Below are 25,167 nucleotides of genomic sequence, written 5' to 3'. Positions count from 1 at the left end.
GAGCCTGATCCTTTGCCGGGTTGGTTGAATCAAGGTATGGCGACAATGGTGTTGAGCGGGCCGGATCTGGTGCGCCGGCGTGGGCTGCGGCAGATGCGGATGGTGGCGCTGTCACTGCTCGTACTGGCGGCCGTGATCTACGTGGTGACGCTGCACCGCGACGGCGGCTGGGGCTATGTGAACGCGGCCTCCGAGGCGGCGATGGTCGGAGCGCTGGCGGACTGGTTCGCGGTGACCGCGCTGTTCCGGCATCCGTTGGGGCTGCCGATCCCGCACACCGCGATCGTGCCGACCCGCAAGGACAGCCTCGCCGAGAGCCTGGAGCAGTTCGTCACCGAGAACTTCCTGTCCGAGGAAGTGGTCGCGGAGAAGATGCGGACGGCCGAGGTGAGCCGGCGCGCGGGGGAGTGGCTGGCCTCCGGCAACCATGCGGAGCGGATCGTCGAGGAGGGCGTCCGTACGATCGGCGCCGCACTGCCGAAGCTTGGCGACGACGACGTCACCGCCTTCGTCCGTGGCTCGCTGTTGCCGCGCTTCGCCGAGGAGCCGTTGAGCCCGATCGCTGGGCATTTCCTGGGGTCGGTGGTCGACGACGGGGCGCATCGCGCGCTGTTCGACCTGCTGATGGTCGAGGCCTATGATTGGCTGGCCGAGAACCGGGAGCTGCTCGCCGACGTGGTCGGGCCGCGAGCGCCACGCTGGTCGCCGCGCTGGGTCGACTCGCTCGTCATCGACCGGATCCACCGCGAGGCGCTGAGCTGGCTGGCCGCAGTACGGGATGATCCGCTGCACCCGGCCCGCGAGGCGGTCGACCGCCTGCTGCTGCAGTTAGCCGACGACCTCCAGCGCGACCCCGAGATGATGGACCGCTTCGAGGCCTTCAAGCGCCGGATGCTCAGCCACCCCGACATGGGCCACAGCCTGACCGCCGTCTGGGACGCCGTCCGCACCGCCTTGATCGGCGCCATCGGCGACCCCGAAGGCCCCCTCCGCCTCCGCGCCACCCAGACGATCAAAGACCTGGGCAAACGCCTACAGACCGACGAGACCCTGATCGACAAGATCGACACCCGAGCCGCCGAAGCAGTCGGCTACGTGGTCCGCACCTACGGCACCGAGATCGTCTCCATCATCTCCGACACCATCGAACGCTGGGACGGCCGCGAGGCAGCCGCCCGCATAGAACTCCACGTAGGCCGAGACCTCCAATTCATCCGCATCAACGGCACGGTGGTCGGAGCCCTGGTAGGTCTGACAATCCACACCCTCAGCCAACTTCTCTGAGCCAATCCAACTGGGGTAGCACATGTACTACCGTCGTATGTATGGATGCTTTGGGGCTGCGCGAGCTGCGGCAGAACGCGAGTGATCTGGTCCGCCGCGCTCAAGCCGGCGAGCACCTGGTGATCACGATGTCCGGCCGGCCGGCCGCCGTCCTAGGGCCGGCCGAGCGGGACCACTGGCGGCGGTACGACGAGATCGCCGACGTACTGAGCGTCCGGTCTGACGCTGACTGGGCAGAGGATCGGGACTTGGTCGACAACGAGGTGCGGGACGCCTGGGAATCCAGGTGAGAGCGGTCCTCGACACCAGCGTCTTGATCGGTGGCCTTGCGGAGCCGGTCGACGCCGAGTTGGCGATCAGCGCGATCAGCCTGGCCGAGCTGCATTTCGGTGTGCTGATCGCCAAGACTCCGCAGGTCCGTGCGGAACGGCCGCGGAGGGTTCACCTCCATCGAGCGTGCCTTTGAGCCCTTCCGGTGACCGATGCCGTCGCTCGGACGTACGGCGCCTTGGCAGCGGCCCTCGTCGCCGCCGGCCGTCAGCCTCGGAGTCGATCTCTTGACCTGCTGATCGCAGCCACCGCCGCGACCCACGAAGCCGCCCTCTACACCTGCAACCCCAAGGACTTCTACGGACTCGATGACTACCTGCAGGTCATCGCCGTCTGACCAAGTGGCCTTCGAAGAGCCCACGCCTACGCGCCGTTGGAGGTGCGTGGGCGTGGTGCGAGCTAGTCGACGGTCCAGGTGTCGGAGCCGTTGATTAGGGATTGGAGGGTGCCGCCGGTTTGGGTTTCCTTTGAGGTTTCTACTTGTTGGCGGACCAGGTCGTCGTAGGCCGGGCGGGCTACTGAGCGGAAGATGCCGATGGGGGCCTGGTGGAGGACGCCGGCGTCGGTTAGGCGGGAGAGGGCGAAGGCGTAGGCCGGGTCTTCGGTGTGGGCGTCGTGGATGACCAGGTCGGATTCGCCGCCGGGGAGGTCGGCTACTTCGCGGACCGCGAGGGAGGCGAAGCCGTCTCGGACTACGCCCAGGTGGCCGTCGGTGCCGAAGCGGATGGGTTCGCCGTGGACGAGCGGGATGATCGCGTCGTCGCGGGTTTCGGGGTTCTTGAAGGCGTCGAAGGCGTTGTCGTTGAAGATCGGGCAGTTCTGGTAGATCTCGACGAACGCCGTCCCGCGGTGCTCGGCGGCGGCCCGGAGTACCGACGTGAGGTGTTTACGGTCGGAGTCGACTGTGCGGGCGACGAAGGTCGCCTCGGCGCCGAGGGCCAGCGAGACCGGGTTGAAGGGGTTGTCGACCGAGCCCATCGGGGTCGACTTGGTGACCTTGCCCGGCTCCGAGGTCGGCGAGTACTGGCCCTTGGTGAGGCCGTAGATCCGGTTGTTGAAGAGCAGGATCTTCAGGTTCACGTTGCGCCGGAGCGTGTGGATCAGGTGGTTGCCGCCGATCGACAGCGCGTCGCCGTCACCGGTCACCACCCAGACGCTCAGGTCGGGCCGCGCCACCGCGAGCCCGGTCGCGATCGCCGGCGCACGGCCGTGGATCGAGTGCATGCCGTACGTCGACAGGTAGTACGGGAAGCGGGACGAGCAGCCGATGCCGGACACCATCGCGATGTTCTCGCGCTTGATCCCCAGCTCGGGCAGGAAGCCCTGAAAAGCAGCCAGTACTGCGTAGTCGCCGCACCCCGGGCACCACCGGACCTCCTGGTCCGACACGTACTCCTTGCGGTTCTGCGGCTCGGTCGCAGTCGGTACTCCGGCCAGCCCGCCCGGCAGGCTCGGCAGACCAAGATCGACGGTGCTCATCGTGCTACCTCCGGGTGGTGGACGCCGTTCGGCTGGACGCCCAGCGCCTCGCCATGGGTCAGGCTGGCGGCCGCGACGCCGAGGTGCCGCGCGTCGTCGTCGATGCCTTCGGTCTCCTCGACCAGGTTGCCGATCACCTCGGCCAGCTCGGCGGCGCCCAGCGGCATACCGCGAACCTGCGCGTACGAGACGACATCGACCAGGTACTTCGAGCGCAGCAGCATCGCGAGCTGGCCGAGGTTCATCTCCGGCACCAGCACCTTCTCGTACCGCCCGAGCACCTCGCCGAGGTTGGCGGGGAACGGGTTCAGGTGCCGTAGATGCGTCTGCGCGATCTTGCCGCCGACCGTGCGGACCCGGCGTACCGCAGCGCCGATCGGGCCGTACGTGCTGCCCCAGCCGAGTACCAGGACCTTCGCCGTACCGTCCGGGTCGTCCACCTCGAGCGGCGGCACCGTGATGCCGTCCACCTTCGCCTGGCGGGTGCGGATCATCAGATCGTGGTTCGCCGGGTCGTAGGAGATGTTGCCCGTCTTGTCCTCCTTCTCGAGCCCGCCGACGCGGTGATCGAGGCCCGGCGTACCAGGGATGGCCCAGGCGCGCGCCAGGGTCTCCGGGTCGCGGACGTAGGGGAGGTAGACCGCTTCGCCCTTGTCGTTGGTCGCGTTGGGCTCGGTGGTGAAGTTCGGGTCGATGGTCGGCAGGTCGTCGATCTGCGGGACCTGCCAGGGCTCCGAGCCGTTGGCCAGGTAGCCGTCGGACAGCACCATCACCGGGGTGCGGTAGGTGACCGCGATCCGGGCGGCCTCGACGGCGATCGAGAAGCAGTCCGCGGGGGACTGGGCAGCGACCACCGGCAGCGGCGACTCGCCGTTGCGGCCGAACATCACCTGCAGCAGGTCGGCCTGCTCGGTCTTGGTCGGCATGCCGGTCGACGGGCCGGCCCGCTGGATGTCGCAGACGATCAGCGGCAGTTCGAGCATCAGCGCGAGGCCGATCGTCTCGGACTTCAGGCTGATGCCCGGGCCGGACGACGCCGTCACGCCCAGCGCGCCGCCGAAGGACGCACCCAGGGCGGCGCCGACCGCGGCGATCTCGTCCTCGGCCTGGATCGTGGTCACGTCGAACCGCTTCAGCTTCGACAGCTCATGCAGTACGTCGGAGGCCGGCGTGATCGGATACGCGCCGAGCACCAGCGGCAGCCCCGACCGCTGCGCGCCCGCCACCAGGCCGTACGCCAGCGCGAGGTTGCCGGAGATGTTGCGGTAGGTGCCGGTCGCCATCCGGGCCGGCTTCACCTCATACCGGACCGAGAACTCCTCCGCCGTCTCACCGAAGTTGTAGCCGGCCCGGAACGCCGCGATGTTGGCGTCGCGGATGTCGGGCTTGCCGGCGAACTTGGTCTGCAGGAACTCGATCGTCGACTCGGTCGGCCGCTGGAACAGCCAGGAGACCAGGCCGAGCGCGTACATGTTCTTGGCCCGGGAGGCGTCCTTGCGGCTCAGCCCGAACTCCTTGACCGACTCCACGGTCATCCCGGTCAGGTTCAGGCCGATCACGTGGTACGCCTCGAGCTCGCCCGATTCGAGCGGGTTCTGCTCGTACCCGATCCGCTTCAGGTTGCGCGCGGTGAAGTCGGCGGTGTCGATGATCAGGGTGGCGCCGCGCGGTACCTCCGGCAGATTCGCCTTGAGGGCCGCCGGGTTCATCGCGATCAGCACGTCCGGCGCGTCACCCGGCGTCAGGATGTCGTGGTCGGCGAAGTGCAACTGGAACGACGAGACGCCCGGCAGGGTCCCGGCAGGTGCCCGGATCTCGGCGGGGAAGTTGGGCAGCGTCGACAGGTCATTGCCGAACGACGCCGTCTCTGCGGTGAAGCGGTCCCCGGTGAGCTGCATCCCGTCGCCGGAGTCGCCGGCGAAACGGATCACCACGCGGTCCAGCTGCTTGACCTCGATGGTCACGTGTCAGTCATCTCCAAGTCGAAGCTTGGGCCGGCCAGTCCTCTTGTGGAGTAGAGGCCGATCCCCCCAGTGGGCGATACCTCAATCTTAGTTCGCCCCTTGTACGGAACCATGCGGACGAGCAGATGGTCCACAGCCTGGGATCAGCCGATACGGAGTTGCTCACCGGGGGATTCGATGCGGTCTGCCGAACCTTCCAGTGTGACGGAGGGCAATCGTTCGCTTGCCATCTGCAGCCGGGTCGGGAAGAGTGTCTTCATCAAGCTGTGATCTACCCCGGGTGCCACCCGGGCTCGAGGGAGTTCCACCATGGGCGTGCGTCCCATCCTTGCTCTGTTGGCCTTGATCGCCCTGCCGCTGAGCGGTTGTGCCGCCGAGGTGGTGCCGGCGGAGAGTGCGATGGCGGTCCAGGACGCCCAGGCGGCGCCGTCCGCGGCGGCGACGACGCCGGTACGGACCGTGAAGATCACCAGCATCAAGACGACCGATGCGACCAAGGGCGTGCTGACGGTGGTCGGGCAGATCACCCCGGCGCCGGTGGCCAAGTCACGGGTCTCGCTGCAGCGCTGGTCGTCGAGCCTCCGCAAGTGGGAGGAGATCGGCCACGGCGTGACGGCGGGGACGAGCATCACGATCCCGCCGAAGGTGCCCGGGTCGGTCAAGACGTACCGGCTCTCGATCGGTGCGCAGGCGCCGTACGCCGCTGCCGTCTCGCCGATGGTCAGCTTCTCGCACTACGTGTATCGCGGGATCTTCAAGAAGCCGCTGCTCGCCGCGGGCGGCAAGGGGCATCCGCAGTTCAACGTAGTACCGGTGAGCGAAGGGCCGCGGCGCGCTGAGGCGGAGGTGCTGGCGGACAAGGCCGGCGTCGTCTGGGGCGAGGTCGACAGCACCGGCTGCCGCTGGGTGCGTACCTGGCTGGGCAACATCACCGACGGCACGATCCGGGCGTCGCTGCTGAACGGCAGCAAGCTGGTCGGCACGGTGGACATGAAGCAGGAGACCGAGACCTGGCTGAACCGGGACATCCTCGGCGTCAACCGGCTCCGCCTCCAGATCGCCGATGTGAAATCCGGCTACGGCCCGATCGTCGCCATCGACGCACTACTGCTCTGTACCAACTAAGCTCTCGCCCATGATCGGGCTCGTGTCGCAGACCTATGGCGTGGTCGGCGCGATCGTCGTCCTCGGCCTGCTCGGGCTGCTCGGCGCCTTCGCGTTGAACAAGGCACTGACGATCACCTACTCGACCCCCGACAAACTCAAGACGTACGAGTCGGGCGTCGACCCGGTCGGCGAAGGCTGGGCCCAGGTCCACATCCGCTACTACCTCTTCGCCTACCTGTACGTCATCTTCGCCGTCGACGCCGTCTACCTCTTCCCGTGGGCCACCGTCTTCGCCGCCGTCGGCGTGGCCAGCCTGGTCGAGATGTTCGTCTTCCTGGCCTTCGTCGCGGTCGGCCTGCTCTACGCGTACCGCAAGGGCATCCTCAACTGGACGTGATCACGGCTCGGCGAGGGCCTTGGCGATGGACCAGTCCTGGCAGCCGACGCCGACTGATTTGAAGACGGTGCGACCGGTGGGCTTCGGCTTGGTGGTGAGGGCCGTGCCCAGCTCCAGCAGTTCGGATTCCTGTACTACGCCTGCCGCGAGCGCGTCGATGATTTCGCCGCACTCCTCCAGGGCTGCCTCTCGCTGGTCGACCATGACTAGGTCGGCGGTGGCGAGGAGGTCGCGGGGGAGTTCTCGCATCGTGGGGCGGAAGGCGCCGATGGCGTTGATGTGGACGGTTTGCGGGAGGGCGGCGACGTCGAAGAGTGGGATTGAGGATGAGGTCGCGCAGCAGATGATGTCGGCGGTGGCGATCGCGTCGTCGATCGAGGTGGTGGGGGTGAAGGTGACGGTGGGGAATTCGGTGGCCAGGGCTTTGGCTAAGGCGGTGGCGCGGTCTGGCTTGCGGCCGGTGATGGTGGCGGTGGCGATTCGGCGTACGGCCAGGACTGCGCGGACCTGATCGGCGGCCTGGGCGCCGGTGCCGATGAGGGTTAGGCGGGTCGCGTCGGGTTGGGCGAGGAGGTCGGTGGCTACGCCGACGACGGCGCCGGTGCGCAGGGTGGTGATCGAGGTGCCGTCGGCAACCAGTTGCTCGCCGGCGCCGGTCCAGATCACGGTCGCGCGGATCGCCGGTACCTGGTCGAGGTTGATGCCGATCTTCTTCACCACGGCGGTACGGGTCGGGGAGTGGTACGCCGACATCACGAGTACCGCGCCGTCGCCGAAGATCTGCCGGGCGGGCAAGACGAAGTTCCCTGCCGCTAGCTCGAGGAAGCCCTGCCGGACGGCGTCGATCGCGGCCGGCATGGAGACGGTACGGCGTACGTCGGCCGCGGTCAGCACCTTCATGAGCTCAGCTCCTTCATGCTCGGCGACGTTATAGCGTGGCGGCAGAATCGAGAGCTGGAGGGGCACCGATGACGGACCTGCACGGCGACGCGGTAGTGGCCGATGGGCACAACGACCTGCTGATGCTGGTGGCGCGGCGGCCGAAGGAGGTCTGGGTCGAGTACTTCCGTGATCGGTGGATTCCGCAGCTGCGGGCCGGCGGGATCGACGTACAGGTGCTGCCGGTGTTTCTGGACAGCGAGTTCCTGCCCGAGGGCGCGTTGCGCGAGACGCTGCGGATGATCGAGGCCGCGCACCGGATCGCCGAGGGCAATGCCGATCAGGTGACGCTGTGCCGGACCGGCGCGGAGATCGATGAGGCCGTCGCGGCCGGGCGGATCGCGCTGGTGCTCGCGCTCGAGGGCTGCCCGCAGATCGACAAGGATGTGGAGATCTTCCAGACGCTGGAGCGGCTCGGCGTACGGATGGCCTCGTTCACACACTTCGGGCGCAGCGCGCTCGGCGACGGATCGGGCGAGGATGCGACCGGAAGCCGGCTGACGAAGGCCGGGGTCGAGGCGGTCGGGTTGCTGGAGGAGCTCGACGTACTGATCGATGTCTCGCACGTGGGCCGGCGCGGGGTCGAGCACATTCTCGAACTGGCGACCAAGCCGGTCGTCGCGTCGCACTCGAGCGCCTTCGCCGTCCGCGAGCACCACCGCAACCTGACCGACGAACAGCTCCGCGGGATCGCCGCGACCGGCGGGGTCGTCTGCGTCAACTTCTTCGCCGGCTTCCTGACCGCCGATCCGCGGCCGACCGTCGAGCATCTGGCCGACCACATCGAGTACGTCGTGAGCGTGGCCGGCGAGGACCATGTCGGGCTGGGCAGCGACTTCGTCGACGAGGTGTTCGGGGAGAAGATCCCGGCCTGCGACCTGCCGCTGATCATCGAGGGACTCGATACCGCGATCCTCGTGCCCGGGCTGGAAGGCCCGGCCGGGATGCCGCTGGTCACCGAGGCGCTGCAGAAACGCGGGCTGCCCGAGGCCGTCATCCGCAAGATCCTCGGGACCAATCTGGTCCGCGTCCTGCACCGGGACTGATCACCGAGAGTGACCTACCGGCCCCGATCGGAGGTCGTTGCCTTGTCACCATTAGTCATTGCATTGGACAACGATTGTGTTCGGAAAGCTCCCTATGTAACGGATTGCGATGGAACCATCGCCAATTGCTGAGATCGGGGTTACAGTAATTACTGGGGGATATGAGGCGATCACGGGGCGGTGGGGCCATGCAGTGGCAACTCTGGGTATTGATTGCGGCGGCAGCAAGCGGTGTCGCGGCGGTCCTGCTGGTGAAGTTCAGCCAGGCCCAAGAAGTCTTCGAGCGCATCGTCGAGCCCGCGTCCCGACCACGTCCCGACCGGACAGCACGACCACGTCCCGACCGGGCAGACGCCACGGTCGACGACCTGATCAAGTACCGCCGCCGGCAAGAACCGCGGCTGACCTGGTTCCCACAGCCCGCCCATCAAGAGCACCGCACACGCGGCCACCACTGACCCTGGGACGCGCCTAGCGGTGATCCGTGGGCACCCACTGCAAACGTCGGCTCCACCGGGCCACCAACCCCCCGGCCCTGGACCCCACCTGCAGCTGGGTGCCCACATCGCGTTTATTTGGTACCACCGCCTGGCCCCACCCGTGCTCGCTTGTCGGGCCGAGGTCTTGAGCCCACCCGAACCACTGGGCATGCAGGCGTGTTGGGTAAGGCGAGCGTGTTGGCTGCGGGGTGATGGCTTGGCCCCACCCGTGCTCGCTTGTCGGGCGAGAGTCTTGAGCCCACCCGAACCACGGGGCGTGCGGCGTCTTGGGTAATGCGAGCCGTGTTGGCTGCGGGGCGGTGACTTGGTCCTACCCGTGCTCGCTCGTCGGGCCGGAGTGTTGCGCCCTGCCCGGCCCACCGAGCTCGGTGCTCGCGCCGCCACGGCGGAGGTAGACCCGGACGGCGACTTCATCGAGGCTGCCCTCGCTGGAAAGCTCGCCTTCAGGTGCTCAGCTCGCGTGCCGCTATCGTTCCTCCGTCGAATTCCAGGAGGGGAACTCACATGCGCTACAAGTCCGCACTAGCAGCCGTCAGCCTGCTGGCCGCGAGCCTCACGCTCGCCCAGCCGGCCCAAGCCGCAGTACCAACCGCCGTCAACCAGGCGACCGCCACCTGCTCGCTGGTGCTGCCGGCGAGGATCAGCATCAAGGCTGACGTCAACTACTTCTTCGGGAAGCTCGGGAGCAACTGCCCGGACACCGTCTACACCGCCGTCTGGAAGAGCTCGCCGAACGCCACCATGGCTCCACAGGGCAAGCTCCAGTTCCTGTACGGAAACCGGGAGGCGCAGTTCGTCATCACCGGTACGGTCCCGCACATCGGGAAGGTGGCCTGGAATCCGGCCGGTAGCGCCACGAACATCAGCGGCGTCAAGGTGGCAACTCTCAACGCGACCACCTCGGTGATCCGGGCCGCGTCGACGGCTTCCGTCATCGGCGGGCGTAAGGGGACCAGGACCGCGCTGATCGCGGCGGCTTCGTACTGGCGGCCGAACTCCGACAGGTTCGTGGCCTGGCCGAACAGGAAGGTCCTGCTGCAGTACCAAGAGGTCGGCAGTACGACCTGGAAGGGTCTCGCCTACGTGACCACCGACAGCAAGGGCAAGGCGACCTACACGTACTTCGCCGGCAAGAGCCGCAAGTACCGCGCCTACGTCGCCGGCACCAGCAGCGTCTGGGATGACTTCTCTCCGCTGATCACGCGCTAACCGCCGAATCGGGTGTCGCTCAGAGATGAGCGGCACCCGGTTTTTGGTGGGTCCAGGGCGAAGGGGAGCCCGGGCTAAAGAAAATTTGGAAGGGTTGTCGATCTACGCCGGAGCCGTTCGACCAGGGGATGAGCAAGCAAGTAATCGACATCTTCTAAGGAGTCACCATGACGCAAGACGCCATCAACCCGGGTCAGAGCGAGCGCAAGGTTTGTTGCTGCCTATTTCCTGTCTTTGGATGGGGTGGCTGAGGCTGCTGACCAGTTCATGACCGGCTGGGATGACTAGTTGGATGCGAGGGGTGCCGAGCTCATCGCGACGCAGGACACGGTGATCCTCGGGCGGCGGACCTATGACGAGTGGGTCGGGTTCTGGCCGGGCAGCGACATCGAACCGTTCGCGTCGTTCGTCAACGCTGCTCCCAAGTTCGTCGCGACGTCGACGCCGCTCACCGGCGAGTGGGCCAATTCGAGTGTGATCGAGGGCGACCTGGTCGACTTCGTCAAGCAGTTGAAGGCCCAGCCGGGTGGCGACATCGGCATCCACGGCAGCATCTCGGTCACGCAGACGCTGCTGGCCGCCGGTCTGGTTGACGAGCTCCAGTTCGTCATCGCCCCGACCGTCGCCCCGGCCGCGGGTAAGCGCCGGCTGCTCGACAACCTCCCGCCCATCCAGCTCGAAGCGCTCAGCGGGACCATGTCCCCGAGCGGCTACCTCCTGGCCACCTACCGCGTACTCCACTGACCACCCACGTCGTACCCCGCAGGCGCCAGTGTGCTTCCGCGCAAGGCAAGTGCGGATGGGCCCAGGCGGGTGGCTCGGGCCGGTGCCATGCGTTGGCGCGCAGGCGACCCCGGGCGGGGAGGCGTAGGCGTCCGGCCCATGAGCGTGTGGGTGAGGCCATCTCGGGCACGCCGCCAGTGGTTCGGGTGGGCTCGAGACTCCTGCTCGACGAGCGAGTACGGGTGGGGTCTATGCAGTCTGACCGAGGACCCGAGCCACTTGCCCAAGAACGGTCATGGGCAAGTGGTTCGGGTGGGTTCGAGACGGCAGGGCGCAGGACAAGTACGGGTAGGGCCTACAGATCAGGCCCAGGGGTCGAAGGGGATGCCGGCTGGTTTGGAGGCGTTGAGGAGGTTGCGGAAGCGGTCGTCCTTATCGGTGATCTTGATGGTGGCTGAGCCGAAGTCGGCGTTCATCAAGGTGTCGCGCAGGCCGGTGCTCGGCCAGCCGTTCCAGTCGACGAGCGGGGGGTAGCGCCAGTTGTGGTAGTGGTTCTCCGGCGGCTCGTCGTTGCTGTTGGCCAGGCGGAAGTAATGCGTGCTGAGGCCGTCCTTGTGATAGACGACCTTCGGGTGCGAACCGTCGAAGCGGACCTGTGAGCGGGTGTACGTGACCTGGCTGGAGTGCTGCGTCGTGGTCACGTACTGGACCTCGTTCGCGGCCTGGTTGATCCACGAGATGACGTGCTCGAAGTCGTGCCGGTGGCCGCCGAGACCGCTGCCGGCGACGGCCTGGTCCTTCTCGAAGTAGCTGGCGTAGATGACCGCGCACCAGCCGTTGTTGCACTTCGACCGGGCGTAGGTCTGGGAGTTGTCGAGGTCGGACTGGTCCCGGCAGTTGCCGTTGACGGCGCCGCTCGGGTTGAGGCCGGGGTTGAGTGTGCCGTCGGCGCCGATGGCGGGGGTGGCGTAGCAGCCGTCGGTGTCGTAGTCGTAGGCCGGGGAGAAGGATGACTCCCAGCCGCCGGCGTTCTGCGGCAGGCTCGGCGGCGGGGCGGCGAACGCTGCGGCCGCGGAGGTGACCATCAGGGCGGCGGTACCGAGTGCGATGCCGAAGATCCGGCGGCGGCGCCTGGGCTGAGGCTTTGAAGCGGGGGCGGAAGGGGGCGACAGCTTTTCCATGCTTCGCTCTTTTCAACGGTGTCGCTGGGCGGTTGCGAACGTTGAAGAGGATGACACCTCAAGGGCACGTCAGTACATACTTCACGCTAATAAGAATCGACGATGGGTGAACAGACCCCCACGCCAAGTGAACAGAACTAGCCGAGTAACCCGTCTCGCCGAGCCACCGCCGCAGCCTCCGTCCGGCTGCGGACACCCAGTTTGGCCAGGATGTTCGAGACATGAACGCTCACCGTCTTCTCCGAGATGTAGAGCTCCCGGGCCAGCTGCCGGTTGGTCCTACCCTCGGCCAGCAGAGCCAGTACTTCGGTCTCGCGCGCCGTGAGCGCCGCCGGACCCGTGCTGCCACCACCCTCGGCTCCACCCAACTCGTCGAGCAATGGCTTGGCGCCCAACTGGCGGGCGGTCTCAGCAGCAAGCGTCACCTGCTCATTCGCATCGGCCACCCGCCCGGCCGCTCGCAAGGCAGCCGAGAAGTGCAGCCGCGCCCAAGCCTGCTGGTGGACGTCCCCGTAGCCGAAGGCGTCGACCGTGCGTTGCCAGGTGGCGACGTGCTCGGCCGGCGTCGGCGGATCGATGTCGGCCAGCCAGCGGAGGCGCTCCCATTCCGCCTCCAACATGGCCAGCCAAGCGATCCCCTCGACCCCCAGCACACGACCGGGCGGCATCCCCTTCTCGGCGGTCGATTGACCGTCCGCCACCAGCTCGGCTCCACGAGCCACCAGCTCGGCCGCCGCGGACGGCTCGTGGACGACGCGATGGCACAGCACCTGCAGACCCAGCGTCGAGAACCGGATCCGTGCCATGAACCACTCGGTCTGGAAGATCTCCGCGCACAGCGACGACACGTCGGTGATCAGCTTCTCCGCCTCGGCCGGCCGGTTGAGCCGGAGATAGGCGTCGACCGCCGGTTGCAGGCCGATGATCGGCACCATGACGTCGAGCGACCACCACTTGCGCAGCCGCTCCAGCTCCTCGGCGACCGACGTGTCACCACGGCCACCGCGTACGTTCAGCCCCACTCCACGCAGCGCGGCCTCCGCCGCGGCCGGCGTCATCGAGTCCGTCCGCGCGGTCGCCGCCGACGCGTCCCACTCGCCCAGTACGAACTGGGTCAGCGCCAGCGTCCGCCGAGCATCGAACCCGTACGCCGCCCACTGACGCCCCAACTCGCCCGCACGTTCAGCCGCCAACTGGAGCGCGTTCCGGGCGCTGGCGAGGTCGCCCATCTCGTAATGGTTCGACCCCAGCAAAAACCTGCTCCGTACTTCGGCAGCCGAATCGCCGGCCAACTGAGCCCGTACCGCCGCCTCCTCCAACTGCTTGGCCGCAGCCACCGGATCGCCGGCCCGCCGACGCAACTGAGCCAACGTGATGCCAGCGTCGCTCGCAGCCGACTCCTGGCCGACCTCGCGCGCGATCTGCAGCGCCTCATGGGCCCACCGCTCGGCCTCCATCGGCCGCCCGAGCGCATCCGAGACGCGTGCGTACATCGAGGCCACCTGAGCCTTGAACACAGTCGCCGGCTCGTCCGACGTCAACCGCAGCGCCTGCGAGATCGCCTCGTGCGCCTCTTGGTCGTTGTCGATGGTCAGCGCGATCTCGGCCAGCGGCATCAGCAGCTCAGCTCGCTGCAGCCGCGGAGCGTCAGCCGGCAGCTCGCTCAACGCCTTGCGCAGTAGCTTGACCGCGCGTAGGTGCTGTGCGGACAGGGCAGCCGCAGTAGCGGTCTCGACGATCAGCCAGGTCTTGTCGATGCTCGCGTCGGGTGCTGCGTTCGGCAGTAGCTCCAGTGCCATCTCGTAGTGCTTCAGCGCCTCCTGCGGCGCCGCGACCGAGATCGCCTCTTGCCCGGCCCGCACGCGCGCCTCGAAAGCAGTGGCCAGGTCGTGGGACCTGGTCGCGTGCCCGGCCAGCTCCGCCGCAGTACCGGCGACGGTCTGGTCCTTCAGTGCTTTCGCGTACGCCGCGTGCTGCCGCACGCGCTCGCCCGGGAGCAAATCGTCGTACACGGCCTCGGCCAGCAGCGCATGCCGGAAGTAGTAGCTCGCATTGCCCGGGTGCTCGATGATGTGCGCGTCGATGAGCTCCCGCAGCGCGGCATCCAGCTCACGGTCTGGCAGCCCGGCCACAGCCGTCAGCAGCGTGTGGGGAACGCGTCGGCCTGCCACAGCGATCACCCGCGCGACCTGCCGGGCGTCATCCGACAGCGGGTCGAGCCGGACGAGCAGTAGGTCGGCAAGGTCCGGTGGTACTGCGTCTGCGTCGCCCATCGACGCCGCGGCGACCAGTTCCTCGGTAAAGAACGCGTTGCCGCCCGCACGCTCGAGGATCCGGAGCTCCTCCAGCTCGGGCAGCGGCTCAGTGAGCAATGCGGTCAGCAGCGTGCGGGAGTCGGCGGCGTCCAGCGGCAGCAGGCTGACCCGGCGTACGCGCGGGTTGCGGGACCACTCGGCGATCGGCCGGCGCAGCGGGTGCCGCCGGTGCAGGTCATCGCTCCGGTACGACACGACGAGCGCGAGCCGTTGCGACGTGAGCCGGGTGATCAGGAACCCGATCAGGTCGCGGCTGGAGTCGTCGGCCCAGTGCGCGTCCTCGATGATCACCACCAGCGGCTCGCTGGTCGACAGCGCGGTGAAGGCGCCGAGTACGGCATCGAAGAGCGCGGCACGGTCGAGCTGCCCGTCCTGCGGGACGGTCTGCGCGCCGATCAGCCGGTGGGTCGGCAGCAGCCGGCCGATCGCCGGGAAGTTGGTCAGGACGCTCTCGACCACCTGCGGGCGCTCGTCGGCCAGCCGGCCGAAGATCTCGGTGAACGGCAGGTACGGCAGGCCGGCGTCGCCGAAGTCGGTGCAGTGCCCGACCAGTACTCCGAACCCGCGCTCGTGCGCCCCGTTGGCCACCTCGTCGAGCATCCGGGTCTTGCCGACACCGGCGTCACCGGACAGCAGGATGGCACCGGCGCGGCGGGTCTTCGCCTCGTCGACGGCGCTGAGCAGTGCGGCCAGCTCGGACGAGCGGCCGACGAGAGGTGTCGAGTTCCAGGGCACGTCGTCCATCTTCGCCCCTTGCACCGACACAATTCGACGGCATCCCGTCCGCGGTGCGTCCGCGGCGAAAAAAACGCCGTCCCCGACCGGGACTATCCGGTCGGGGACGGCGGCCACGGCGGTCATGCGGCGGTAGTGGGTCGCAGCGCGTGGCGCGCCTGCAGCGGCTCGGGCTTCTCGGCCCGCTTCGCGCGCAGCCGGCGGCCGTTGGCCCGGCTGTAGTCGCGCTTGATCCGCTCCTGCCGGTAGGCGGTCTCCGCCTGGATGGACTGGGTGCTGATGAACATTGACATGGTGTGTTCCTCCCTTCAGGCGCTCTTGGTGAACAGGTGGACGATCCGGCGGGTCACCGGCTTGCCGGCAGACCGGCGGTAGTCGCGGGTGAGGCGCTCCTTGCGGTAGCTGACCTCTGCCTTGACCGACTCGTTCGTGAACATCTCGCTGCCTCCTGGCTGCTTTGGTTGATGCCCCTAATCTGCTCGTCTGAGGAGGGGCGGCACATCCGAACTAGTCCCTATCCACGGGCCTTAGGCGCCTACTAGGTAATCCGCTTGACGCCTAGGAGCGGCCTAGCCGGAACAGCAGAGCGGCCGAGACCTGGGTGAAGGTCTCGGCCGCTCTGGTCAGTGGGGTGGTGGTCGGGCGCTCACATCGCGGGCCTGGCCTGGACCACCGGCAGGCACGGTGTTGTGCTCACCGGCCTCTTGGGCGTGCGCTTGAGCCACAGCGGACGCTGGTAGTCACGCTTGAGCCGCTCCTGGCGGTAGGAGACCTCCGCCTGAAGCGCTGGCATGGTGAGGTAGAACATGGTGTCCTCCGGGAGCTTCGGTCGATGCCACGACTGTGCTCGCCTGAGGAGGAGGGCCACATCAGTACTACTCCCTATGCGCTGCCTACTGACCCCTTAGATAGGCCTCTAGCTCGTCCCTAGTGGGTGCAGTGGCCGGTCCGCGCCGGGTCACCGCAAGGGCTGCCGCCGCGTTCGCGCGACGGGCTGCCTCAGCCGGTTCCTTGCCCTGGGCAATCCCCGCCAGGAACGCCCCGGCATGCGCATCTCCAGCGCCGTTGAGGTCCACAGCCTGTACTGCGAACCCGTCCACCTGCGTGACGTCCTGACCCCGTACTGCGAGCAGGCACCCACCCGGTCCAGTGCGGACGAGCACATCGGCCCGGCAGGTCCTCCGCCGTACTGCGCGAGCCGCGTCGGCCGGGTCGCCCATGCCGGTCAGCTGGGTGGCCTCGGCGGCGTTGGAGCTCCACCAGTCGACTCTGGCGAGTACTGCCTCCAGTGCCGGCTCGGGGATCTCGGCGACGAGTGGACCCGGGTCGAAGAAGACCTCGATATCGTCAGGCAGCTTGGCCAGCCAGGGGAGTAGGGCGGCCCGGTTGGAGTCGTGCAACAGGCTGTACCCGGACAGGTACACGATGTCGTCCTCATCCGGGGCTGGGAGCTCGTCACCGGTCAGGGTGGCCTCGGCTCCGCGGCTGGTGACGAAGGTACGTTCGCCGGTCGCGTCGACGAGGGTGACGACGAAGCCGGTGTCCAGGTCCTCCCTTGCCGGGTGCAACCACTTGATGCCCGCTCCGGCGAGCGCCTCCCGGGCTAGCGCGCCGAAGGGGCCGGTGCCATGCGCACCGGCGTACAGGGTGGGCAGGCCTTGGCGGACGGCGGCGGCCATCACGTTGAAGCCGCCGCCGGGGGTGGTCGCGGTGCTGGAGGCGATGACGTCGCCGCCGCGGGGTGGGAGGTCGCCGACTGTCAGGACGAGGTCGACGACGACGTTGCCGAGGTGGAGGAGTCTCATCCTTCGCGGACCTTCAGGAGCTGGCTCGCGAGGGTGTCGAGGTCGAGGTTGTTGACCTCGGCAACGGTGGTACGGGCGCCGGCGGGGAAGCCGTCGAGGCCGTGGCAGGCGCCTGCGATCGCGCCGGCGATGGCGGCGATGGTGTCGGTGTCGCCACCGGCCGAGGCGGCTAGGCGGACGGCGAGCCAGGGGTCGTCGGGGTAGGCGGCGAGGACGGCGAACGCGGCCGGTACGGATTCCTGGCTGGCGAGGCTGGTACCGACCAGGTCGTACAGAAGTGCAGACACGGCGCCCGGCCGAGGAGGGGTATTGCCAGACGCCGTGTCGATCTTGGAGGCGGCCGGCTCGATGCGGGAGCCGGTCACCAGGGAGGTGGCCCAGTTGATGCGGGTGGCGATGTCTGCGCCGGCTACCCAATGGCCACTGGTTGATGCTTTGGTTGCGGCCTCGATGGCCAGGGAGGTCGCTTCGGGGATGGTTGCGCCGTCGATGCCTGCGCTGACCGCTGCTGCGACGGCTGCGGCGGCAGAGAGTGCGAGACCGGTGTTGTGGGTCGCCGCGCTGGCGGCGATCACGCGCTCGATCAGCAGGTCGAGGTCGGTCGAAGGGGTGGCGATACCGACCGGGGTGATTCGCATCGCGGCGCCGTTGGTCGTCCCGTACCGTCCGGTCTCGTCGATGTCCTTGCCCTGCAGCAGTTCGTCGATGGCCCGCTTGGTCGACGGCCCGAGCAGATCGAGCGAGCCGCGCGCCCGCATCCCGTCCTCCCACACCAGCAACCGCTGTGCCAGCTCCCGCCCATCAACCTTCCCACCCGACTCCACCACCAGCCGCCCCAGCAACACAGCCTGCTCGGTGTCATCAGTAACCGCCCCAGCCACCATTCCGGCAGCCAACGGCTGATCCTCCGGCGCCGGCTCAAACCCGCCAATCACCTCGCCGTACCGCGCCACGATGAGTGCCCTCGGCAACGACTGCGTAGGCATCCCCAACGCATCCCCGATGGCAAGCCCATAGAGTGCGCCGATGGCGCGGGAGCCCGCAGCGCCACTCACCCCGCTCGGAGCTCGCCCGTTCATGGCGTCGCTCGCTTCACCGCAGGTCGCCCCGCGTTGCTGCGACCCATTTGAGGGGTTAACCCCTCAAATGGTGGGTTGCCACCCTGGATGCAGCTAGGGCAACCCACCAACTCAGGGGTTAACCCCTGAAATGGGGGAGCGTTCGTCCGGGCGGGGGGCGAGGGCTGCGGTGGAGGGCTGCCAGGTACGGAGGGTGGTGTTGTCATCGGTTTGGCCCGGTGTAGGTGAGGCTGAGTTCGAAGTGTTCGGGGTCTAGGAGGCTGTCTACCTGTTCGGCGAAGCGGTTGTCGGGGGTGTAGCTGACTCGGCGGGTGTGGAGGAACCAGGTGCCTTCGGGGCGGTCCAGGAGGGTCGCCTCTTCGGGGTCCAGGGGGCGGCCGCGGAGGCGTTGCTCGCCGTGGTCCAGGTGCAGGCCGGCTCGGGCGAGGGTGGCGGTGATGGAGTTGTCGTCCAGGCCGCGTTCCGGCAGGTCGCGGAGTTCGTCGAGGGCGGGGATACAGCTGCGTTCGATCGAGATCGCCGCGCCGCCGACGATCACCCGGAGGCGCTGGATGACGATGACGTCGGGGGAGTCGAGGCCGAGCCGGTCGGCCAGTTCGTGGTCCTGTTCGTGTGCGAGCCGCAGCATCTGCACCCGCGTCTCGACGCCCTGCTCAGCAAGGGCATGCGTCCATCCCAGCCGATCGTCCAGCGGCCGCCCGTCGAACAGTACAAAGGAACCTTTGCCGGTCCGAGTGGTGATCAACCCGTCTTCACTCAGTACTGCGAGAGCCGACCGCACAGTATTCCGGCTCACCGCGAACCGCTTGGCCAGTTCGACCTCGCCCGGCAGTTGATCGCCGTGCCCGACCCGTCCCGAGCGGATCTCCCGGGCCAGGATCGACGCGATCCGCTCGTGCTTCAGGTTCATCCCACGGATCACTGGTTGCGTACTTCCTCGACCGTCACGACCTCCAGCATCGGCGAGTACAGCCGCATGATGTCGAGCGTCTTCTGATGACTCGCCTCGTCAACCCCAGCGCACGCATCCGCAACCACCTGAACCTGTACGCCGGCGTCGACCGCCGCGAGCGCAGTCGTCAGCACGCAGCAATCAGTCGTGACGCCGGACAGCACCAGCCGCCCGCCCGGCCCGACGGCCTCCGCCAGCTCGGGACCCCACTTGCCGAAGGTGGTCTTGTCGAGTGTCGGCGCACCCCGGAACTCGTCCACCAGTTGATAGGCGTACGAGTCCGGCGGCTGCAACGCGAACGGCCACTGTTCGTAGTACGGGATCCACGACCCGGTCGGCTCGGCGGGCGCGACGAAACGGGTGAAGACGACGGTCGGGAAGAGCTCGATGAGCTGCTGGGTCGGCTTGATCACCCGTTGGAAGTCGGGCGTCGCCCAGCCGCTCTCCGGTTCGGCGAAGATCCGCTGCAGGTCGATCAGCGCCAGGACGGTCATGCCACCTGCTCCTGAGCACGCACCTGCGGCCGCGCGACGAAGTACTGGATCAGGAAGCCGATCACCAGCGTGAAGAGCACGCCGAGGTTGGCGAACGCCCACGCGCCTTCCTTGCCGCCCAGGCCCAACGGGCCGAGCAGGTAGCCCTGCCAGGTCAGCCAGCTGGCCAGGCCGTTGGTGACCAGGCCCCAGCCGATCGCCGTCGCGATCACGATGGTTGCTATCGGCAACCACTGCACGTCGCCGTACCGGCCGCGCCGGTCGAACAGCTCGGCCTCGGCGTAGTCGCGCCGCCGGCTGGCGATGTCGGCGAGCATGATGCCGCACCAGGCCGCCACCGGGACGCCGAGGGTGATCAGGAAGCCCTGGAACTGGGACAGGAAGCTGTCGCTGGAGAAGAAGACCACGTAGATCGTCCCGGCGATCATCACGAGGCCGTCGATGAAGGCGGCGACGTACCGCGGCGCGGGCAACCCGACGGACAGCAGCGCGAGACCGGACGAGTAGATGTCCAGTACTGCGCCGCCCACGAGCCCGAGCACCGCCACGATCACGAACGGCACCAGGAACCAGGTCGGTAGTGCCTCGGCCAGTGCACCGATCGGGTCGGCCGCGATCGAGGTGCTCAGGTCCTGCGAGGAGCCGGCCAGCAGGAGTCCGAAGACGAACAGTACGACGGGTGCGACCGAGGAGCCGAAGGTCGTCCAGCCGATCACGCCGCGGCTGGACGCAGTACGGGGGAGGTAGCGGGAGTAGTCGGCGGCGGCGTTGACCCAGCCGAGGCCGAAGCCGGTCATCAGGAAGACGAGCGCGCCGATCACCGCTTGGCCTGAGCCGCTCGGCAGGGCGCTGACGGCGCTCCAGTGGACCTGGTCGGCGACCAGGATGATGTAGACGACGGTCAGTACGCCGGTGACGATCGTGATGACCGTCTGCGCGCGCATGATCAGGTCGAAGCCGAGTACGCCGCAGGCAACGGTCAGGGTGCCGACGACGACCAGTGCGATCACCTTGGTGACGGCGCCGCCGCCCCAGCCGAGCCGCTCGAACACGGTCGCCGTGGCCAGCGTCGCGAGGATCGTCAGTACCGTTTCCCAGCCGACCGTCAGCAGCCAGCTCACCAGCGACGGAAGCTTGTTGCCCCGTACGCCGAACGCCGCCCGGCTCAGCACGAGCGTCGGCGCCGAGCCGCGCTTGCCGGCCAGCGCGATCAGCCCGCAGAGCAGGAACGAGAAGACGATCCCGACCACCCCGGCGATCACCGCCTGCCAGAACGAGATGCCGAAGCCCAGCGCGAAGGCGCCGTAGCTGAGCCCGAGCACGGACACGTTCGCCCCGAACCACGGCCAGAAGAGCTGGCGTGGCGTGCCCTTGCGATCCGCGTCGCTGATGACGTTCAGACCGTTGCTTTCGACCGAGAGCGCCGTTCGGCCCTCGACCGCATCTACTCGCAGCTGATCGGCCATTCGCGCTCCAACCCGAAATGAACCTGTCCAGTCCTGTCCAGTTCACGGTAGGTCGGCGGTGTCGCCGGGTCAAGGAGCTGGGGTTTGACCTAGAGAGCTGTCTAGGACCTAGCGTCGGGATCCCCGACGCTAGGAGCTGGCTGTGCAGAGGTTCGAGAACAAGGTGGCTTTCGTGACGGGCGCCGCCCATGGGATCGGGCGGGCGACGGTACTACGCCTGGCGGCCGAGGGCGCGGCCGTCGGGGCGGCCGACATTGACACCGAGGCGACCGCTGCCGTCGTAGCCGAAGCTGGTGGGTCTGTTGTTGCGGTCGACTGTGACATCACGTCCACTGCCTCGGTTGAGGCGGCTGTTGCGGCGACGGTCGAGCGGTTCGGGCGGCTCGACGTACTGGCGAATGTTGCCGGCCACAACCTCGCGTTGGAGGGGACTGATGAGCAGTGGGCTCGGCAGTACGACTTCACGTTCGTCGGAGCGACCCGCTGCATCCAGGCCGCGCTGCCGCATCTGCTGGAGTCCCGCGGGTCCGTAGTACTGGTCGGGTCGATCAGTGGAGAGGTAGCGCTCGGTACTGCGCCCTATGCCGCTGCGAAGGCCGCGCTGGCCAACCTGGTTCGCAACCTGGCCGCCGACCACGGTCCTCGCGGCGTGCGCTTCAACGTAGTGGCTCCGGCGACTGTTGCCACGGACAGGTTTCTTGGCAAGGAAGCACTGCTGGAGGAGCTCAAGGCGATCTACCCGCTGGGCAGGGTCGGCCGTGCTGAGGATGTGGCGGCAGCGATCGCCTTCCTGGCCTCCGAGGACGCCTCCTGGATCACTGGGATCAGCCTGCCGGTGGAGGGTGGTCTGACGTCCGGCCCCGGTCACTTGCTCAATCTGTTGTGATGGGGGCATGCCGAACTCTGCAGCTGTAGACGGGTTCTCACTGGCTTACGACCGCTTGGGAGAGGGACCTGCTGTCGTTCTGCTCCACGGCTGGCCGGGGGATAGGACCGACTACCGGCGGCTGGTGCCGTTGCTGGTCGAGCAGGGGCATGAGGTCGTAGTACCGGATCTGCGTGGGTTCGGGGAGTCGGACAAGCATGAGGCTGACCCGGCTGCGCAGTACGGAGTCGCTGGGCAGGCGCGGAGCGTACTGGGGTTGATCGAGGAGTTGGGGCTCGATCGGCCGGTACTAGCCGGGTACGACGTCGGTAGCCGGATCGCGCAGGGGATTGCGCGCAGCCACCCGGACCTGGTGGACGGGCTGGTAGTTGCGCCGCCGCTGCCGGGCATCGGGAAGCGGGTGTTCTCGGAGAAGGCGCAGGCGGAGTTCTGGTACCAGGCCTTCCACAAGCTGGAGGTGATCGAGTCACTCGTCGACGGCCGGCCTGAGGCGGTACGGGCGTACCTGGAGCACTTCTGGACGCACTGGTCGGGTCCGGGCTTCGTACCCGAGTTGGACCACCTGGTGGAGGTCTACTCGGCGCCTGGCGCATTCACCGCCTCGATCAACTGGTACCGGGCCGGTGCGGGGTCGGTGGCGACCTCGGCGGCTGAGACGGCTCCTGCGTCGTACGACCGGATCGGCGTACCGACGGTGGTGCTGTGGCCGGAGTTCGATCCACTGTTCCCGCGGGCCTGGTCGGACCGGCTCGACGACTTCTTCAGCGACGTCCGGCTGCGACCGGTCGACGGGGTCGGGCACTACGCGCCACTCGAGTACCCAGAGATCCTCGCCGAGGAGATTGTCGGACTAGGCTGACCTCCATGCCCGACAGCCCTGTTCATCTGCCCACACCGACGGTGCGGCCGCAGGTGGGCGCCCTGGCCAGGCTCGCGCCCGAGCCGGTGCGGTACCTGCTCAACTGGGGCCGCAAGTACTCGCTCTGGGTCTTCAACTTCGGCCTCGCCTGCTGCGCGATCGAGTTCATCGCGGCGTCGATGGGCCGGCACGACTTCATCCGGCTCGGTGTGATCCCGTTCGCGCCCGGACCGCGGCAGGCCGACCTGATGGTCGTGTCGGGCACGGTGACGGACAAGATGGCGCCCGCGATCAAGCGGCTGTACGACCAGATGCCGGAGCCGAAGTACGTGATCTCGTTCGGCTCCTGCTCCAACTCGGGCGGGCCGTACTGGGACTCGTACTGCGTGACGAAGGGCGTCGACCAGATCATCCCGGTCGACGTCTACGTGCCCGGCTGCCCGCCGCGGCCGGAGGCGTTGCTGCAGGGCATCCTCAAGCTGCAGGAGAAGATCGCCGGCGAGAACGTCACTTCCCGGTACGAGCCGTCCGCGCAGGCGTTGACCCGCGGTCTGGTCGCTCCTCCCGAGGTGTCGCAGTGACCGATGACGCGCTCGGCGCGCTGACCGAGGCGGGCATCGCCGCGACCAAGGTCGACAGCTTCGGCCCGGAGACGATCGACGTGCCGGCCGAGTCGTGGATCGCCACCCACGAGGTGCTGCGCGACGAGGTCGGGATGACCTTCTTCGACTTCCTCACGGCGAGCGACGAGCTCAACGACGGCTTCCGCATCGTCACCCACCTCGCCGACTTCTGGGGTGGCGCGCATGTCGACCACCTGATCGTGCGGACATTGATCCCGCGTTCAAAGCCTTCGCTGGCGACGCTTTCCGGCCTGTACGCCGGCGCGAACTGGCACGAGCGGGAGACCTTCGAGATGTTCGGCATCACGTTCGAGGGGCACCCGAACCTGATCCCGCTGCTGCTGCCCGACGGCTTCGAGGGGAATCCGCTGCGCAAGGAGTTCGTACTCGCCTCGCGGATCGCCAAGCCGTGGCCGGGTGCCAAGGAGCCGGGCGAGTCCGATCACGCGCCGAAGCCGGGGGCGCCGAGTCGACGTCGCACCTTGCCGCCGGGGGTACCCGATCCCGAGTCGTGGGGTCCGCGGCCGCCGGGGTCGCCGGATCCTGACCCGCTGGCGCCGGCCCTGTCGGCGGCAACCCCGGCCCGTCCACGTCGAGCCGCGGGCGAGCGGCGTACGGCCAAACAAACCGAGCCGAAGCCGGCCGATCAGACGGCAACCGAACCGACGGCGGCCGAACCGAGGCCATCCGAACCGAAGCCGGAGACTGAGTGATCCCCGATCCTTGGGAGCTTGCCGCCTACACCCTCGAACGTCAGCATCCGCTGACCCGGAAGTGGGTGGACGACGAGACCCGCCTGGGATTGCTAGCCGAGTTGCACGCCGGAGTAGATGTCCTGCTCGCCACCGACCGCTCGATCGCGGAGTCCCGCGTTGAGCGGATGGCACCCGGTACGCCGGTGGACGCCATGCTCAACCATTGGGTGGCAGTGGGCGACGACCTGTCCGCCATGCTGAGCATGCGCTTCGAGGGCCTCGACGTCACCAAGCCCTTCGTCGACGCCTCACCCCTGAGCCGCCCACTGGAGTCCCGCGACCTCCCCGCCCTGGCTGCAGTGGCCCGAGACTTCTACGGCATCCACCACCCGCGCTACGTCAGGCTGTGGAGCTCAGAGCCAGTCGACGCCTTCCCCGGAGCCGTCCGCGACCGCCGCCAATTCGCCGCGCTCATCACGGACCTACAGCCCCGCAACGTCCCGCCCGGCTTAGTACTGACCCCCGCCAAGGCCCTGGACCACTACGAGGACGCGGTACGCGCCTACGCCGCCGTAGACGAGTCTCACCCTGACCACCAGGCCCAAGCCCAGCTCCAGTCAAAGGAAAACCTGGAGGAGTCGGTTGAGGCCGGCCTACTGTTCGACATCACCGTGGACGGAGTTTGGGCCGGCTACGTCAGCGCCCTGACGGAGAGCGAGGAAGCCCTAGCCCTCCCCGCCTACGTAGTAGAGGAACTGATCCTCACCCCCACCTACCGAGGCCAAGGCCTAGGCACCCACCTGAGCACCCTGATGGCCCAGTCCCTCCCCACCACCCACCCCATCCTCATAGGCACCATCCACGCCAACAACACCGGCGCCACCACCGCAGCCACCCGAGCCGGCCGCCAAGACATAGGCGGCTGGCTCCTCCAGCCTCTCTGACCCGGCCTCAGCTCCACACCTGCTCCAGCACAGCCGGATCGGCCAGATCATGCGCGATCGCCGAGAACCGCCGAAGGTCGTCGGCGCTCACTGCGGGAACCTCTTCGGCCTCATCGCCGCTCAGCATGCCGTCCACATTCATCACTCCCTCCGTC

29 protein-coding genes are annotated in these 25,167 nt (G+C 67.9%); 15 read left to right on the top strand and 14 right to left on the bottom strand.

The features are described from left to right. The first annotated feature begins 36 nt into the window (after positions 1 to 36). Genes OHA70_RS06790 through OHA70_RS06775 form a run of 4 tightly spaced genes read left to right on the top strand, consistent with a single transcriptional unit; the run spans position 37 to position 1,951 of the window. Complete coding sequence (locus OHA70_RS06790; RefSeq protein WP_328329705.1) at positions 37 to 1,284, top strand: DUF445 domain-containing protein; 1,248 nt, start codon at positions 37 to 39, stop codon at positions 1,282 to 1,284. Between the two features lie 41 nt (positions 1,285 to 1,325). Then, positions 1,326 to 1,574 carry a type II toxin-antitoxin system Phd/YefM family antitoxin gene (locus OHA70_RS06785; RefSeq protein ID WP_328329702.1) on the top strand — a complete coding sequence of 83 codons (249 nt, stop codon included), beginning with the start codon at positions 1,326 to 1,328 and terminating at the stop codon, positions 1,572 to 1,574. After that, the gene (locus OHA70_RS06780) at positions 1,571 to 1,750 is read left to right on the top strand and encodes a hypothetical protein (RefSeq protein WP_328329700.1); all 180 of its coding nucleotides are present in this window, start codon (positions 1,571 to 1,573) and stop codon (positions 1,748 to 1,750) included. Before OHA70_RS06785 ends, OHA70_RS06780 begins: the two co-directional genes overlap by 4 nt. 9 nt (positions 1,751 to 1,759) lie before the next feature. Continuing rightward, positions 1,760 to 1,951 (top strand): hypothetical protein, encoded by a 192-nt coding sequence (locus tag OHA70_RS06775; protein WP_328329699.1) that lies wholly within the window; start codon positions 1,760 to 1,762, stop codon positions 1,949 to 1,951. A 62-nt stretch (positions 1,952 to 2,013) separates the two neighbouring features. On the opposite strand, the gene OHA70_RS06770 is transcribed toward OHA70_RS06775, so the two are convergent. Both OHA70_RS06770 and OHA70_RS06765 read right to left on the bottom strand, forming a co-directional pair. Beyond that, complete coding sequence (locus OHA70_RS06770) at positions 2,014 to 3,093, bottom strand: 2-oxoacid:ferredoxin oxidoreductase subunit beta (protein ID WP_328329697.1); 1,080 nt, start codon at positions 3,091 to 3,093, stop codon at positions 2,014 to 2,016. After that, a complete protein-coding gene (locus OHA70_RS06765; protein WP_328329695.1) occupies positions 3,090 to 5,057 on the bottom strand; it encodes a 2-oxoacid:acceptor oxidoreductase subunit alpha in 1,968 nt (655 codons plus the stop codon). Before OHA70_RS06765 ends, OHA70_RS06770 begins: the two co-directional genes overlap by 4 nt. A gap of 309 nt (positions 5,058 to 5,366) precedes the next feature. Between OHA70_RS06765 and OHA70_RS06760 the strand changes: the two genes are divergently transcribed. Beyond that, on the top strand, positions 5,367 to 6,182 hold the full coding sequence (locus tag OHA70_RS06760; RefSeq protein WP_328329693.1) for a hypothetical protein: 816 nt from the start codon (positions 5,367 to 5,369) through the stop codon (positions 6,180 to 6,182). A gap of 10 nt (positions 6,183 to 6,192) precedes the next feature. After that, the gene (locus OHA70_RS06755; protein WP_328329691.1) at positions 6,193 to 6,561 is read left to right on the top strand and encodes an NADH-quinone oxidoreductase subunit A; all 369 of its coding nucleotides are present in this window, start codon (positions 6,193 to 6,195) and stop codon (positions 6,559 to 6,561) included. On the opposite strand, the gene OHA70_RS06750 is transcribed toward OHA70_RS06755, so the two are convergent. Beyond that, positions 6,562 to 7,461: an ornithine cyclodeaminase family protein gene (locus tag OHA70_RS06750; protein WP_328329689.1), complete on the bottom strand. Its 900-nt coding sequence runs from the start codon at positions 7,459 to 7,461 to the stop codon at positions 6,562 to 6,564. It lies immediately after the preceding gene. Positions 7,462 to 7,529: 68 nt separating this feature from the next. On the opposite strand from OHA70_RS06750, the gene OHA70_RS06745 reads away from it, so the two are divergent. The 4 genes from OHA70_RS06745 (at position 7,530) to OHA70_RS06730 (ending at position 10,999) form a co-directional block, all read left to right on the top strand. After that, the gene (locus OHA70_RS06745; RefSeq protein WP_328329688.1) at positions 7,530 to 8,546 is read left to right on the top strand and encodes a dipeptidase; all 1,017 of its coding nucleotides are present in this window, start codon (positions 7,530 to 7,532) and stop codon (positions 8,544 to 8,546) included. Positions 8,547 to 8,734: 188 nt separating this feature from the next. After that, positions 8,735 to 9,004, top strand: coding sequence for a hypothetical protein (locus OHA70_RS06740; protein ID WP_328329686.1), 270 nt, complete (start codon positions 8,735 to 8,737; stop codon positions 9,002 to 9,004). A gap of 546 nt (positions 9,005 to 9,550) precedes the next feature. Continuing rightward, a complete protein-coding gene (locus OHA70_RS06735; RefSeq protein ID WP_328329684.1) occupies positions 9,551 to 10,255 on the top strand; it encodes a hypothetical protein in 705 nt (234 codons plus the stop codon). Between the two features lie 288 nt (positions 10,256 to 10,543). Continuing rightward, positions 10,544 to 10,999: a dihydrofolate reductase family protein gene (locus OHA70_RS06730; protein WP_328329682.1), complete on the top strand. Its 456-nt coding sequence runs from the start codon at positions 10,544 to 10,546 to the stop codon at positions 10,997 to 10,999. Between the two features lie 341 nt (positions 11,000 to 11,340). Here OHA70_RS06730 and OHA70_RS06725 read toward each other — a convergent pair whose 3' ends face one another. From OHA70_RS06725 to OHA70_RS06680, 10 genes are all read right to left on the bottom strand, one after another. Then, entirely contained in the window at positions 11,341 to 12,159 is an 819-nt protein-coding gene (locus tag OHA70_RS06725) for an NPP1 family protein (protein ID WP_328329680.1), read from the bottom strand. 137 nt (positions 12,160 to 12,296) lie between these two features. Further along, complete coding sequence (locus OHA70_RS06720) at positions 12,297 to 15,218, bottom strand: helix-turn-helix transcriptional regulator (protein ID WP_328329678.1); 2,922 nt, start codon at positions 15,216 to 15,218, stop codon at positions 12,297 to 12,299. A 113-nt stretch (positions 15,219 to 15,331) separates the two neighbouring features. Continuing rightward, positions 15,332 to 15,502, bottom strand: a complete 171-nt coding sequence (locus OHA70_RS06715) for a hypothetical protein (RefSeq protein WP_328329676.1) — start codon at positions 15,500 to 15,502, stop codon at positions 15,332 to 15,334. A 15-nt stretch (positions 15,503 to 15,517) separates the two neighbouring features. Continuing rightward, positions 15,518 to 15,646, bottom strand: a complete 129-nt coding sequence (locus OHA70_RS06710; protein ID WP_328329674.1) for a hypothetical protein — start codon at positions 15,644 to 15,646, stop codon at positions 15,518 to 15,520. A 209-nt stretch (positions 15,647 to 15,855) separates the two neighbouring features. Beyond that, a complete protein-coding gene (locus OHA70_RS06705; protein WP_328329672.1) occupies positions 15,856 to 16,017 on the bottom strand; it encodes a hypothetical protein in 162 nt (53 codons plus the stop codon). 85 nt (positions 16,018 to 16,102) lie between these two features. Further along, positions 16,103 to 17,014, bottom strand: a complete 912-nt coding sequence (locus OHA70_RS06700; protein ID WP_328329670.1) for a PfkB family carbohydrate kinase — start codon at positions 17,012 to 17,014, stop codon at positions 16,103 to 16,105. After that, positions 17,011 to 18,000: an ADP-ribosylglycohydrolase family protein gene (locus tag OHA70_RS06695; RefSeq protein WP_442913871.1), complete on the bottom strand. Its 990-nt coding sequence runs from the start codon at positions 17,998 to 18,000 to the stop codon at positions 17,011 to 17,013. Before OHA70_RS06695 ends, OHA70_RS06700 begins: the two co-directional genes overlap by 4 nt. 295 nt (positions 18,001 to 18,295) lie before the next feature. Continuing rightward, the gene (locus tag OHA70_RS06690) at positions 18,296 to 19,003 is read right to left on the bottom strand and encodes a GntR family transcriptional regulator (protein ID WP_328329666.1); all 708 of its coding nucleotides are present in this window, start codon (positions 19,001 to 19,003) and stop codon (positions 18,296 to 18,298) included. Positions 19,004 to 19,011: 8 nt separating this feature from the next. Next, positions 19,012 to 19,539, bottom strand: a complete 528-nt coding sequence (locus OHA70_RS06685; protein WP_328329664.1) for a cysteine hydrolase family protein — start codon at positions 19,537 to 19,539, stop codon at positions 19,012 to 19,014. Continuing rightward, positions 19,536 to 21,005 carry a purine-cytosine permease family protein gene (locus OHA70_RS06680; protein ID WP_328329662.1) on the bottom strand — a complete coding sequence of 490 codons (1,470 nt, stop codon included), beginning with the start codon at positions 21,003 to 21,005 and terminating at the stop codon, positions 19,536 to 19,538. The genes OHA70_RS06685 and OHA70_RS06680 overlap by 4 nt, the downstream gene beginning before the upstream one ends. A 142-nt stretch (positions 21,006 to 21,147) precedes the next feature. Here OHA70_RS06680 and OHA70_RS06675 point away from each other — a divergent pair, with 142 nt between their 5' ends. Genes OHA70_RS06675 through OHA70_RS06655 form a run of 5 tightly spaced genes read left to right on the top strand, consistent with a single transcriptional unit; the run spans position 21,148 to position 25,012 of the window. Beyond that, on the top strand, positions 21,148 to 21,891 hold the full coding sequence (locus tag OHA70_RS06675) for an SDR family NAD(P)-dependent oxidoreductase (protein WP_328329660.1): 744 nt from the start codon (positions 21,148 to 21,150) through the stop codon (positions 21,889 to 21,891). 7 nt (positions 21,892 to 21,898) lie between these two features. Continuing rightward, positions 21,899 to 22,750: an alpha/beta fold hydrolase gene (locus OHA70_RS06670; RefSeq protein ID WP_328329658.1), complete on the top strand. Its 852-nt coding sequence runs from the start codon at positions 21,899 to 21,901 to the stop codon at positions 22,748 to 22,750. Between the two features lie 5 nt (positions 22,751 to 22,755). After that, entirely contained in the window at positions 22,756 to 23,331 is a 576-nt protein-coding gene (locus tag OHA70_RS06665) for an NADH-quinone oxidoreductase subunit B (RefSeq protein ID WP_328329656.1), read from the top strand. Then, a complete protein-coding gene (locus tag OHA70_RS06660; protein ID WP_328329654.1) occupies positions 23,328 to 24,086 on the top strand; it encodes an NADH-quinone oxidoreductase subunit C in 759 nt (252 codons plus the stop codon). The genes OHA70_RS06665 and OHA70_RS06660 overlap by 4 nt, the downstream gene beginning before the upstream one ends. Further along, entirely contained in the window at positions 24,083 to 25,012 is a 930-nt protein-coding gene (locus OHA70_RS06655) for a GNAT family N-acetyltransferase (RefSeq protein WP_328329652.1), read from the top strand. Before OHA70_RS06660 ends, OHA70_RS06655 begins: the two co-directional genes overlap by 4 nt. A gap of 7 nt (positions 25,013 to 25,019) precedes the next feature. Here OHA70_RS06655 and OHA70_RS06650 read toward each other — a convergent pair whose 3' ends face one another. Continuing rightward, a complete protein-coding gene (locus OHA70_RS06650) occupies positions 25,020 to 25,154 on the bottom strand; it encodes a hypothetical protein (protein WP_328329650.1) in 135 nt (44 codons plus the stop codon). Positions 25,155 to 25,167 lie beyond the last annotated feature (13 nt).

Origin of the sequence: Kribbella sp. NBC_00382 (genome assembly GCF_036067295.1) — a bacterium.
Classification (GTDB): Bacteria; Actinomycetota; Actinomycetes; order Propionibacteriales; family Kribbellaceae; genus Kribbella.
This window is presented reverse-complemented; position numbering and strand designations above follow the sequence as displayed.

Bases quoted from the DNA above. Each gene is read 5' to 3' on its own strand.
- OHA70_RS06735 (WP_328329684.1), top strand. From the start codon at position 9,551: ATGCGCTACAAGTCCGCACTAGCAGCCGTCAGCCTGCTGGCCGCGAGC.
- OHA70_RS06740 (WP_328329686.1), top strand. From the start codon at position 8,735: ATGCAGTGGCAACTCTGGGTATTGATTGCGGCGGCAGCAAGCGGTGTC.
- OHA70_RS06695 (WP_442913871.1), bottom strand. From the start codon at position 18,000: ATGCCTACGCAGTCGTTGCCGAGGGCACTCATCGTGGCGCGGTACGGC.
- OHA70_RS06670 (WP_328329658.1), top strand. From the start codon at position 21,899: ATGCCGAACTCTGCAGCTGTAGACGGGTTCTCACTGGCTTACGACCGC.
- OHA70_RS06725 (WP_328329680.1), bottom strand. From the start codon at position 12,159: ATGGAAAAGCTGTCGCCCCCTTCCGCCCCCGCTTCAAAGCCTCAGCCC.
- OHA70_RS06700 (WP_328329670.1), bottom strand. From the start codon at position 17,014: ATGAGACTCCTCCACCTCGGCAACGTCGTCGTCGACCTCGTCCTGACA.
- OHA70_RS06665 (WP_328329656.1), top strand. From the start codon at position 22,756: ATGCCCGACAGCCCTGTTCATCTGCCCACACCGACGGTGCGGCCGCAG.
- OHA70_RS06755 (WP_328329691.1), top strand. From the start codon at position 6,193: ATGATCGGGCTCGTGTCGCAGACCTATGGCGTGGTCGGCGCGATCGTC.
- OHA70_RS06750 (WP_328329689.1), bottom strand. From the start codon at position 7,461: ATGAAGGTGCTGACCGCGGCCGACGTACGCCGTACCGTCTCCATGCCG.
- OHA70_RS06690 (WP_328329666.1), bottom strand. From the start codon at position 19,003: ATGAACCTGAAGCACGAGCGGATCGCGTCGATCCTGGCCCGGGAGATC.
- OHA70_RS06790 (WP_328329705.1), top strand. From the start codon at position 37: ATGGCGACAATGGTGTTGAGCGGGCCGGATCTGGTGCGCCGGCGTGGG.
- OHA70_RS06705 (WP_328329672.1), bottom strand. From the start codon at position 16,017: ATGTTCTACCTCACCATGCCAGCGCTTCAGGCGGAGGTCTCCTACCGC.
- OHA70_RS06685 (WP_328329664.1), bottom strand. From the start codon at position 19,539: ATGACCGTCCTGGCGCTGATCGACCTGCAGCGGATCTTCGCCGAACCG.
- OHA70_RS06650 (WP_328329650.1), bottom strand. From the start codon at position 25,154: ATGAATGTGGACGGCATGCTGAGCGGCGATGAGGCCGAAGAGGTTCCC.
- OHA70_RS06710 (WP_328329674.1), bottom strand. From the start codon at position 15,646: ATGTTCACGAACGAGTCGGTCAAGGCAGAGGTCAGCTACCGCAAGGAG.
- OHA70_RS06715 (WP_328329676.1), bottom strand. From the start codon at position 15,502: ATGTCAATGTTCATCAGCACCCAGTCCATCCAGGCGGAGACCGCCTAC.
- OHA70_RS06760 (WP_328329693.1), top strand. From the start codon at position 5,367: ATGGGCGTGCGTCCCATCCTTGCTCTGTTGGCCTTGATCGCCCTGCCG.
- OHA70_RS06720 (WP_328329678.1), bottom strand. From the start codon at position 15,218: ATGGACGACGTGCCCTGGAACTCGACACCTCTCGTCGGCCGCTCGTCC.
- OHA70_RS06745 (WP_328329688.1), top strand. From the start codon at position 7,530: ATGACGGACCTGCACGGCGACGCGGTAGTGGCCGATGGGCACAACGAC.
- OHA70_RS06785 (WP_328329702.1), top strand. From the start codon at position 1,326: ATGGATGCTTTGGGGCTGCGCGAGCTGCGGCAGAACGCGAGTGATCTG.
- OHA70_RS06770 (WP_328329697.1), bottom strand. From the start codon at position 3,093: ATGAGCACCGTCGATCTTGGTCTGCCGAGCCTGCCGGGCGGGCTGGCC.
- OHA70_RS06680 (WP_328329662.1), bottom strand. From the start codon at position 21,005: ATGGCCGATCAGCTGCGAGTAGATGCGGTCGAGGGCCGAACGGCGCTC.